Here is an 11276-nt window from a genome sequence, read left to right on the forward strand (position 1 = left end):
TTCCTGTATTGTTCATACTTTTCTTTATGTACAAATATAGGACCTTGAACGGAAGTTGTATGTTCTGACTGTAGATTACTAAGTAGAGTTACCATAGTTTCGAAGCAGGTTTCACAGTTCTAACTACATCAATTAATCCATTTGAAGTTTTTAAGGTAATTACAAAGTCTGTAGTCATAACAACCGGTAAATCATCTACATGGGCATGCTTAACCCCAAGTTGCTTGGCAATTTCTTCTGTCCGACCTTGGGGAAGCAAGGGGAATTGCTCTCTTATATCAACTACTTCGTCTAACCATTCTAGATAATAAAGATACTTTCTTTCATGTTCAGAAAGTGTATGATGAATTCTTTCAGTTTTCCATCCCAAATGGCGCGTCAACCAACCTTCAGAAGCCACTTTATTGTCATGTGCTTGAATAAATGGCTTATAATCTTTTCCTTGGCCTTGACCATAACCATTCTTTATTCTTTTTTGTTGAAATTTCTCAATTCTTGTTCCTCTGGACATGACCTTCACCACCTAAAATAAAGTAACTATTTAATTTTTCTTCTTTATGTACCTTTATGGACCACAAAGAAACCCCCAGGGATTTCCCTAGGGGTTGAGGTGTTTTTAAATTTTTATATAGAGTTATTTTATTAATCATTTTAAAAACACCACCACAAAATAAGTTTATATTTAAATCTTTTTTGCAATAAAAAATCAATTTAAATATCATTTGATGTTTAGTGATTCTATCCAATATCAACTTATTTTATACCTATTTTAAAAACCAATTTTAATTCAGTTACTGACATTATTGTTTGGTTACCAACATTATTGTACAGTTACCAACTTTATTGTATAGTTACCAACATTAATGTCGGTGAACATCACATTAACTTATATTCCTAAACTTACTCCACTGTAACGCTTTTCGCTAAGTTACGTGGTTTATCTACGTCACATTCGCGGTGAAGCGCTGCGTAGTAGGCAATGAGTTGGAGCGGTATAACAGAGACAAGAGGTGTTAATAATTCATGAACAGCAGGGATGACAAAGCGATCTTCTGCTTCTTCCAAGCCTTTCATTGAAATAATGCATGGATTTGCTCCACGGGCTACGACCTCTTTGACGTTGCCGCGGATGCTCAAATTGACACTCTCTTGAGTGGCAAGCGCAATAATCGGTGTTCCATCTTCAATTAAGGCGATGGTTCCGTGCTTTAATTCGCCGCCTGCAAATCCTTCTGCTTGGATATATGAAATTTCTTTAAGCTTCAGTGACCCCTCAAGGCCAACATAATAATCTAATGAACGCCCGATAAAAAATGCATTGCGTGTAACAGACAAATATTCACGAGCAATTGCTTCAAATTCTTCTTTGGAGTCACAAAGTGCTTCCATGGCTGTTCCGATAATCCCAAGTTCTTTTACAAGATCAAATTCAACCGGCTGGTTACGGAATTTAGCCGTTACATTAGCTAAAATGGCCAGTACAGCAATTTGTGCAGTATAAGCTTTCGTTGAAGCAACAGCAATTTCAGGACCTGCATGTAATAGCAATGTGTAATCAGCTTCACGTGACAATGTCGAGCCAGGAACGTTTGTAATCGTGAGGGCCTTATGTCCAAGTTCTTTAATAGCTACGAGTACGGCACGACTATCAGCTGTTTCACCGCTCTGTGAGATAAAGATAAATAGCGGTTTTTCTGAAAGCAATGGCATATTGTAGACAAATTCAGAAGCAACATGGACCTCAACTGGAATCTTCGCCATTTTTTCTATGAATTGTTGTCCAATTAAGCCTGCATGATAACTTGTTCCGCACGCAACGATATAAACACGGTCTGCTTCACTCACTGCTTCAGCAATATTGTAATCAATGGTAAGCTTGCCTTCTTCATTCTGATAAGCTTGAATGATTTTACGCATAACAGCAGGCTGCTCATCAATTTCTTTCAACATATAGTGAGGATACGTGCCTTTTTCAATATCACTTGCATCCAGTTCTGCCGTGTAAGGGGAACGAGTCATTTCTAGACCTTCCAAGTTCTTAATTGTGATATTTTCCTTTGTTACGATGACTACCTCTTTATCCATCAATTCTACATATTGATCGGTTACTTGAATCATCGCCATAGCATCAGAAGCAACAACATTAAAATCATCACCTACACCAATAAGCAACGGGCTTTTATTTTTTGCAACGAAAATCGTGTCGTCATTTTGGTTATCTAGTAATGCAAGTGCATAAGATCCTTTTAAAAGCTTAAGGGTTGAAATAAAGGCAGCTTCAACATCCTGTCCTTCATTAACGAACTTCTCAATGAGCTGAACGATAACTTCTGTGTCAGTATCGCTGTTAAACGCCACTCCAGCCAAATAGTCGCGTTTCAGGATTGCATAGTTTTCGATCACTCCATTATGAACCAACGTCAATCGTCCTGAAGTACTTTGATGTGGGTGAGCATTCTCATGGTTCGGTACACCGTGGGTTGCCCATCGTGTATGGCCAATCCCTGTATTTGCAGCTACCGTTACATCTACAACTCCACGAAGATCTGCAATCCGGCCTTTTTCCTTAAAGACTTGCACACTTGATTTATTTTTGAGTGCAATCCCAGCAGAATCATAGCCTCTATATTCAAGTTTTTCTAAGCCTTTTAATAAAATTTCCTTTGCATCTTGATTACCAATATATCCAACAATTCCGCACATAATTTGTTCCTCCAGAAATCAGCAAGGGAACAAGAATGCTGGGGGGGCATGCTTGCCCCCTTGTCTCTAATATTTTTTATGTGCATTTCCGATCCTTTGTGCAGCAAGTTGCCCTGCTGTTTTAAAATCGAAATTCTTGCGGCTATACACATTTAGCCGGGAGGCATCCGCCGAAATATCGATAAACCTCCACCTCGTCAACTAAGCCATATCGTCCGAGCTTAGTCCTGGCGCTTATGTTCGTACTGACACAATCCTCCTTCCATGGTTATTTCCCCATTCTTGTAAAAACAGGATAATCATAACCTAAACATTAGGATCCGTCAATCATATTGTTAAACTCTTGCTTTTATAAAAATATGCATAAGAGAAATAAACGTTCCTCTTATGCATACTTGTTTTATTCTTTAAGCCCCATCTCCGCTTTCACAACTGCTACAATGCGGTCTACATACTGATTACATTGTGTGGCATCAGGAGCTTCTGCCATTACTCGGACCAATGGTTCTGTTCCAGATGGGCGGACCAGAATCCTTCCGTTCCCATTCATTTCTGCTTCTACTTCAGAAATAATCTCCTGGACTTTAGCGTTTTCCGTCACACCATGCTTATCAGTGACACGGACATTTACTAGTGTTTGCGGATATTTCTTCATTTCAGCAGCAAGCACAGATAATGGCTTTTTTGTCATTTGGAGAATACTAACAAGCTGCACACCAGTCAACAAGCCATCCCCTGTTGTATTGTAGTCTAAGAAAATAATATGGCCAGACTGTTCTCCGCCTAAGTTATAGCCGCTTTTCTTCATTTCTTCCACTACATAACGATCGCCAACAGCGGTTTGAACACTTTTAATACCAATTTCATCTAACTTTTTATAGAAACCTAGATTACTCATTACCGTTGAAACAACCGTACCGTGTTTTAATCGATTTTCTTCATGCAAGTATTTCGCACAAATATACATAATTTGGTCACCGTCAACAATATTTCCTTTTTCATCAATGGCAATCAGACGGTCTCCATCGCCATCAAATGCTAATCCAATGTCTGCACCCTTTTCCAGTAAAAATTGCGAAAGGGCTTCTGGATGAGTAGACCCAACTCCGTCATTTATATTTAATCCATTCGGTGAAGCACCCATTGTAGAAATATCCGCATCTAAATCGGCAAATAAATGAGCAGCAAGTGAAGAGGTTGCACCATGTGCGCAATCCAAGGCTACGTGAATCCCTGTGAAATCTTCATCAACCGTTTGTTTCAAATATTGAAGGTATTTCTGACCGCCTTCAAAGTAATCATTTACATGACCCAAATCTCCACCTACAGGACGTGGTAGATGATCTGTTTCTAAATCAATTAAATCCTCAATCTCTTGCTCTTGATCATCTGAAAGTTTAAAACCATCTGGTCCAAAAAATTTAATTCCGTTATCAGCTACCGGATTGTGGGAAGCAGAAATCATTACACCCGCTTCTGCACTTAGGGCTTTCGTCAAGTAAGAAACACCTGGTGTTGAAATAACTCCAAGACGCATAACTTCGGCTCCAATGGATAATAGTCCTGCTACCAAGGCTCCTTCAAGCATATGACCAGAAATACGAGTATCACGGCCGATCAATACTTTAGGTCGCTCAGTATTCTTAGTTAAAACATATCCTCCAAATCGACCTAGTTTAAATGCCATTTCAGGTGTTAATTCACTATTCGCAACTCCTCTAACCCCATCCGTTCCAAAATATTTTCCCATTACAATTCGCTCCTTCTTCAAATGATTCCTAAGAGGAATACATCACATTATGTCTCGTCTTTTTTTATACTCGATATCGATATTGATGCCTGTTTGTTTTGCAGTTCCCAGGTTATTGAAGATGGAGCATTGACTTGAATATCTAAATTATGCTCACCTTCTTCCAAATCCGCTGCTTTAATCGAAAGCTGTAGATTGGACTCATTCACCTTTTTCAATTCATCTTCAGGTCCTTTTATAAGGATACTTGTAACACCATCTGTTGGTGATAAAAATTCCAATTGTTTCTCAGCTGGCAATCCAATCGCTTGAATTTTAAGATTAGAAATGGTCTTCGTCTTCATCTGTACAGAAGTTTCTTGATCTTTTGGCTGTTCCATTTCTTGATTGCTCGGCGGGCTTTCCTCTTTTACAACAGGATCTGTCTGAATTCTCACTTTCACCATTTCTCTAGAAATCCTTTGAACATTATCGGGGACAGTAATCGGCAAGTCAAGTTCTTTGTCACCGACGATATTTGATACATCAACGGGTACCTTCACTTCTTTTATATTTTGCAACACTGATGCTTTACCATAAAGTACAACTTCCTTCTGATCAGCAGTAACACTTTTTATCTTAAGATCGTTTCTTACATTACCAGTTTGAACAAGTATAATTGGAACAGTTTTGGAAGAAATATTTACCTTTAACGTAAAGCGTACACTAGCAGGCTCAATGATCACATTTAACTTATTCAAGTCTCGATCCAGTGCGCGAACGGTCGCTTGTCCATTGACAGTATCTTTTACATCTTTATTTAACTCGAGCATTGCTTTCACATAAGCAATCTGATTAATCGTGTCCTTTGCCCCTGTAATCTTCACAGTTTGTGGTTTAATAACTAAAGACTCTGTCGTATAGCCATCTTTTAGATTTGCTCGATTATAGTCTGGTTCTACTGAAAACTCTTCTGTCACCCGTTCTTGGACGTTCACAGTTACATATCCAGGATCAATTTTGGCTTTCAACTTTTCACTTAAATCCATGATCTTAATTGGCACTTTTTTATCGCCCATTGTTATGTCTGGATCTGAAAGGTCAATGTATACTTTAAAATCCCGTTTACTTTTTGCAGACATCAATACAGGCTTAACACCTGTTAATGTAATATCAACAGTTTCCGGTGCTCCAGTAACAACAAGATTTTTTTGATCATAGTATACTTCTACCGGTACATCCTTAATTATTTCAGTATCATTTTCCCCAGGGGTAGATGTATCTGCTTTTCCTAGTTTCGAATTAGGCACAAAGTTAACAGAAATAAATAAAAGAGCAGCGATTGCAAACGCAATAATTCGAGTGAACCATATGCTGTTCATGAATTTATCCATTTTTCTTCCCCCTCAAATTCCATCGTCCTGAGGAAGTTGCCTTCGTGTCATCAACAAGCTCCTTTGTCAACATTTCCTTGAATGTCTCTAGACTGAGCTCACGATAAAGCTCTCCATTTTTTGTTATGGAGATTCCACCGGTTTCCTCGGATACAATCACTGTGATACAGTCTGTTACCTCACTTATTCCAATTGCCGCCCTATGCCTTGTTCCAAGTTCTTTTGATATGAAAGGACTTTCTGATAGCGGCAAATAACAGGCTGCAGCTGCCAACTGATTTTCCTTTAGTATGACTGCACCGTCATGTAATGGAGTATTAGGGATGAAGACATTAATTAATAACTCAGACGAAATATGTGATCCTAATGGTATGCCTGTCTCGATGTAGTCAGTTAAACCTGTATCCTTTTCAATCGAAATCAATGCTCCAATTCTTCGCTTTGCCATGTAGGAGGTAGCCTTTACAATTTCCTCTACTAAACGGTCCTGCTCTTCTTGCTCTTGAACAATACTCCTTGAAAAAAATTTCCCTCTGCCCAGCTGCTCAAGTGCTCGTCTTAATTCAGGTTGAAAAATAATAATGGTGGCAAGAACTCCCCAGTCCATGACTTGCTCCATAAGCCATCCAAGCGTATTAAATCCAAGCAAATTACTTAAACTGTGTACGACAACAATGACAAATATCCCTTTTAGCAGTTGAATTGCCTTTGTTCCTTTAATAACAACTAATAATTTATATATGACAAACCATACAAGGACAATATCGATAATATTTATGAAATAATCCAGGAAAGTAAAGTTGGATAATGACATGTTACTTCCTCCAGTCGGTGATACTCTAAAACCATTCATCGTAACTAACTTAGTATACCATGTATTTTCTAATACTTCTAAAGAATGTATAAGTTCTAATTGAGCCATTTTCCTGAATACAAATCATAGCCAAAAAGCCCTGCATACAATGAACTGACCCAATGCTGTTAGACATAAAATTTTATGCAACATCCAAGACCTGAGTTCGGTATTCTACTGGACTTAGGTCTTTTAATTTTTCCTTCATTCGTTTGTGATTGTAATATTAGATATAGTCATCCAACCCTTGTTCGAAATGCTCCATACTTTCAAACTCTTGCAGATAAAGTAGCTCAGATTTTAATAAGCCAAAGAAATTTTCCATGACCGCATTATCAGTGACATACTTTGCGTAATATTGTGTTGCTCTAATGATTTTTGATACTTCTTCATCTGATAATGCCATCCTTGATCCGAGTGAAGAACAATTTCAACTCCTGGATGAAGGCGTGTAAAAGCTTGCTCTAACATATCACCATTAAGTTGGTAAACAGGACGACGCATTACGGTATATGCAATATTTTCGCCATTACATAAATCTAATACTGGTGATAAATAACGTTTCTCCCCAAATAAGTGGAATTCAGTTACATCTGTTACCCATTTTTGATTCATTTTCACTGCGTTGAAATTACATTGTAATAAATTTGGGGCGATTTTACCCGCATCTCCTTTATAAGAGCGATTCTTTTCATACTTACCATACACTTTAATCCAATTTCATTCCTTAAACAATTTATCGTTTTCGGATCATGTCGGAAACCTCTTTTACGTAGCTCTTTAGCCATACGACGATAGCCATAACGGCCTTTATGTTCATGATAAATGTCTTTGATAGCTACTTTTACTTTCACATATTTATCAGCTTGATTTAACCGTATTTCAATAATAATACATGCTACGTGGAATGGAAGCGACTTCAACTAAATCCACGATACTATACTGATTCTTTAGTTCAAAAATTACTTGCACTTTGATTTTATTTGTAATTTTTCCTGCATTTGAACTAAAGCGTTCAACTTTTCTAGATAGACATTCCCCATTTCTAAATGCGCGATTCTTCCTTGTAGTGCTTCAACTGAACTTTCAACTGGTACAGGTGTTTGCGATTCGATTTTCTTTGTTTCTTTTTTCACGGATGGACTCCCCTTTTTCTTTGGTAGTAGGGCATCCGGTCCACCATTTTCAAATTTCTTTCTCCACGTACTAATCGAGGAGATGGAATATTAAAAATAGCAACTACCTCATAAGAGGACATGCCCTTTTCGTTCATAAAATTAAGTACATCCAGTTTAAACTTTTGAGAATAACTTGTATAGGATTTGATAGATCCTTCTGAACCATTATGTTCTAAATGTTTAACCCAATTGGAAATAGTCATTTGGTCTGTATGAAAAGAAACTGCAATTTCTCTCGATAGCTTTCATGTCCGTTTAAATATCGTAAAACCGCATTTAATTTACAGCTGTGTATTTAGCCATAAAAAACACCCCGTAAATGTTAGTCAAATGTCTAACATTTACGGGGCAGTTCAACAAAAATAAGGCTTCATATTTTTGTTTTTTGGTTAGTCCCCATCCAACTGAAATAAAGCTTCCCCTGTATCTTTTATGTTAAACCAAAGCCATTCAAACATTTGATCAATTACGTAAATTTGACCGGTAACATTACCTGCCGAAGCCATGTATTGCTTACCATTTATAACTGTTACATTGCCCCTGACTTCTCCTTCAATACGAATGTCCCCGTTTTTGACGACTACATCCCCGTTAACAACTTCGCCAGCAGGTACAATGACGGTTTCATTGTCTACTACTAAATTATTTTGTTTTGATACTGAGAAAGTTTCATCCTGATTCCATGTTGAGAACAGTGAGCCTGCCATTAATATAATAAATAATGAAGCTGCTGTTAACAATGGATGATTCCTCATCCATCGCTTGGCACTAATATTTTTCTTTTCTTTAGGAAGACTCGCCTTTACTCGTTCTGTAAAATTGTCAGGAGCTTTAATATGCGACGTACTTTGTACTAGCGCTACTGCTTTCTTCATTTCATGAAAATATGTGCGACACTCTTCACAGTCCTGTAAATGTTTTCTCAAAGATTCTTCGTCTTCAGCACTTATTTCTTCATCTAAATAATTGTGCATATATTCATAAACTTCATCAGGACATTTCATTCTTTCTTCACCTTCTTTTATAAATGGCGCATTTGTTTTCTTAATGCCTCTCGACCTCTATGTATTCTCGTTTTTACCGTACCAATTGGCAAATCTAAGATCTCACTGATTTCCTTTAAGGATAATTCTTCGATATACTTCAATACAATCACGGATCGATACTTTTCTGGCAATTTAAGAATTTCAGCTTGAATTGTTTCTTGCAGCTCTAGCGATTCTAACTGTTCTTCTGGTAATGCAACTTCAGCTGCAATTTGAGAATACATGTCCAGGCCATCAGTACCCGCAACTTCCGCATCTAAAAAATAATCAGGTTTCTTCTTTCGTATCCGATCTATGCATAAATTTGTTGCAATCCTGTAAATCCAGGTCGAGAACTTCATTTGAATATTAAATCGATGTATATTTACATATGCCCTCACAAAGGCTTCTTGAGCCATGTCTTCAGCTTCGTGACGATTGCCTAACATTCGAAAGCAAAGTTGGAAGACTTTATCTTTATATAGCTCAACAACTTCACCGAAAGCATTTTGATCGCCTTTTAATACTTGATGTATCCTCTGCTTAACAATTAACTCCATTTATTTACCCCCGCTCATGCGGCTATACGATACGTATACGAATCGCAAGCTAAAAGGTTCCCTAAAACATTACTATTATTTTAACAAACTTTAACAAAATGTGTTTAATTAATTCCATTAATAGAAATATAAAGGATGTACACTTGTAGTTGATGTCTAGAGGTTATCTAAAACTTATTCGTCTAAATCTCCAGATATAAATAAATGGATAATAAGGCCACCGAGTTATTAGTTTAGATGCTTTCATTAAGGTTATACAAGCTATGTGCCCATGCACTTATTCCTGATTTTTTGATTAAAATTGAAGAATGAATGTAATTAAATAATCTGGATCAAGAGAGACAAAGTAAGTGATTTGCTTAAAATAATAGTTCAATCAGTGGAGATTTTACTTCCCATTAATGCCGGATAATTAATTTTACAATTTTTTTTAGAAAATAAAAAAGTCTTAAGCTATATGGCTTAAGACGTAAATGTAGTGATATGTAAATTAGGTGGTGGAGCCTAGCGGGATCGAACCGCTGACCTCCTGCGTGCAAGGCAGGCGCTCTCCCAGCTGAGCTAAGGCCCCTTAATATAAAATTTTAGTTTTTGGAGCGGAAGACGGGATTCGAACCCGCGACCCCAACCTTGGCAAGGTTGTATTCTACCACTGAACTACTTCCGCAATTAAAATGAGCCATGCAGGATTCGAACCTGCGACCCTCTGATTAAAAGTCAGATGCTCTACCAACTGAGCTAATGGCTCGAATAAGACATACTGAGAAAATCTATATTTATTTGTTTAAATTTATATACAATGCTATATAAATGGCTGGGCTAGAAGGATTCGAACCTTCGCATGACGGAATCAAAATCCGTTGCCTTACCGCTTGGCTATAGCCCAATAATCTTGCTTTTTGACAAAAAAATAGGTGGTAATCATATACTTCCCTGACAAGGAGAATATATAACTAACCAACAAATAATTTTTTATAAAAATGGTGGAGGGGGGCAGATTCGAACTGCCGAACCCGAAGGAGCGGATTTACAGTCCGCCGCGTTTAGCCACTTCGCTACCCCTCCAGAAAACTGGTGCCGGCAAGAGGACTTGAACCCCCAACCTACTGATTACAAGTCAGTTGCTCTACCAATTGAGCTACACCGGCAAATTGAATGGTGGAGGATGACGGGATCGAACCGCCGACCCTCTGCTTGTAAGGCAGATGCTCTCCCAGCTGAGCTAATCCTCCAATATGTATATGGTGACCCTTACGGGATTCGAACCCGTGTTACCGCCGTGAAAGGGCGGTGTCTTAACCGCTTGACCAAAGGGCCCGTATTATTTAAAATAATAATTTAATCGTCAATTAGGAAGCTCCCAAGCGGGCTCGAACCGCTGACCTCTTCCTTACCATGGAAGTGCTCTACCTGCTGAGCTATGGAAGCATGGCTCCGCAGGTAGGATTCGAACCTACGACCGTTCGGTTAACAGCCGAATGCTCTACCACTGAGCTACTGCGGAATGATATAATGTTTCCTATAAAACTCAAAATGTAAAGGTGAAATAGCCTGGCAACGTCCTACTCTCACAGGGGGAGACCCCCAACTACCATTGGCGCTGAAGAGCTTAACTTCCGTGTTCGGAATGGGAACGGGTGTGACCTCTTCGCCATCATTACCAGACATATTCTTTTTTCGAAAGACATTTATTATTATAGCGAATTTTAAAAATAAAATCAATTATAATTTTTCATTCTTTCAAAACTAGATAATAAGAAGGGTTTTTGCACATTTCAAAAACAATAAGGTTAAGTCCTCGATCGATTAGTATCAGTCAGCTCCACATGTCGCC

Annotated in this window: 7 protein-coding genes, 10 tRNA genes, 1 rRNA gene and 1 pseudogene; all 19 read right to left on the reverse strand. The window is 38.1% G+C overall.

Features of this window, described 5'->3' with window-relative positions:
• Window positions 1-88 precede the first annotated feature (88 nt).
• Window positions 89-511, reverse strand: a complete 423-nt coding sequence (locus HNP81_RS23035) for a TnsA endonuclease N-terminal domain-containing protein (RefSeq protein WP_246399566.1) — start codon at window positions 509-511, stop codon at window positions 89-91.
• A gap of 389 nt (window positions 512-900) precedes the next feature.
• Complete coding sequence (gene glmS / locus HNP81_RS23040) at window positions 901-2703, reverse strand: glutamine--fructose-6-phosphate transaminase (isomerizing) (protein WP_028392662.1); 1803 nt, start codon at window positions 2701-2703, stop codon at window positions 901-903.
• Window positions 2704-3103: 400 nt separating this feature from the next.
• The gene (gene glmM / locus HNP81_RS23045; protein ID WP_182504138.1) at window positions 3104-4453 is read right to left on the reverse strand and encodes a phosphoglucosamine mutase; all 1350 of its coding nucleotides are present in this window, start codon (window positions 4451-4453) and stop codon (window positions 3104-3106) included.
• Between the two features lie 47 nt (window positions 4454-4500).
• Entirely contained in the window at window positions 4501-5826 is a 1326-nt protein-coding gene (locus tag HNP81_RS23050; protein WP_028392660.1) for a CdaR family protein, read from the reverse strand.
• Complete coding sequence (cdaA, locus tag HNP81_RS23055; protein ID WP_028392659.1) at window positions 5819-6640, reverse strand: diadenylate cyclase CdaA; 822 nt, start codon at window positions 6638-6640, stop codon at window positions 5819-5821. Before cdaA ends, HNP81_RS23050 begins: the two co-directional genes overlap by 8 nt.
• Window positions 6641-6821: 181 nt before the next feature.
• A pseudogene (locus HNP81_RS23060) lies at window positions 6822-8152 on the reverse strand (IS3 family transposase).
• A gap of 94 nt (window positions 8153-8246) precedes the next feature.
• Window positions 8247-8861, reverse strand: a complete 615-nt coding sequence (locus HNP81_RS23065) for an anti-sigma factor family protein (protein WP_182504139.1) — start codon at window positions 8859-8861, stop codon at window positions 8247-8249.
• A 17-nt stretch (window positions 8862-8878) separates the two neighbouring features.
• On the reverse strand, window positions 8879-9442 hold the full coding sequence (gene sigW, locus HNP81_RS23070) for an RNA polymerase sigma factor SigW (protein ID WP_028392656.1): 564 nt from the start codon (window positions 9440-9442) through the stop codon (window positions 8879-8881).
• 495 nt (window positions 9443-9937) lie between these two features.
• A tRNA-Ala gene (locus HNP81_RS23075) sits at window positions 9938-10013 on the reverse strand.
• Between the two features lie 21 nt (window positions 10014-10034).
• Window positions 10035-10109 (reverse strand) — tRNA-Gly (locus tag HNP81_RS23080).
• 8 nt (window positions 10110-10117) lie between these two features.
• Window positions 10118-10190, reverse strand: a tRNA-Lys gene (locus tag HNP81_RS23085).
• Window positions 10191-10253: 63 nt separating this feature from the next.
• A tRNA-Gln gene (locus HNP81_RS23090) sits at window positions 10254-10328 on the reverse strand.
• Window positions 10329-10423: 95 nt separating this feature from the next.
• A tRNA-Tyr gene (locus HNP81_RS23095) sits at window positions 10424-10507 on the reverse strand.
• 7 nt (window positions 10508-10514) lie between these two features.
• A tRNA-Thr gene (locus HNP81_RS23100) sits at window positions 10515-10590 on the reverse strand.
• 8 nt (window positions 10591-10598) lie between these two features.
• Window positions 10599-10674: transfer RNA gene (locus HNP81_RS23105), tRNA-Val, on the reverse strand.
• Between the two features lie 10 nt (window positions 10675-10684).
• Window positions 10685-10759: transfer RNA gene (locus HNP81_RS23110), tRNA-Glu, on the reverse strand.
• A gap of 38 nt (window positions 10760-10797) precedes the next feature.
• Window positions 10798-10870, reverse strand: a tRNA-Thr gene (locus tag HNP81_RS23115).
• Window position 10871: 1 nt separating this feature from the next.
• Window positions 10872-10946 (reverse strand) — tRNA-Asn (locus HNP81_RS23120).
• 45 nt (window positions 10947-10991) lie between these two features.
• Window positions 10992-11107 (reverse strand): 5S ribosomal RNA (gene rrf / locus HNP81_RS23125).
• Window positions 11108-11276: the final 169 nt, after the last annotated feature.

The sequence above is a fragment of the Peribacillus huizhouensis genome (assembly GCF_014138605.1).
Lineage (GTDB): Bacteria > Bacillota > Bacilli > Bacillales > DSM-1321 > Peribacillus > Peribacillus huizhouensis.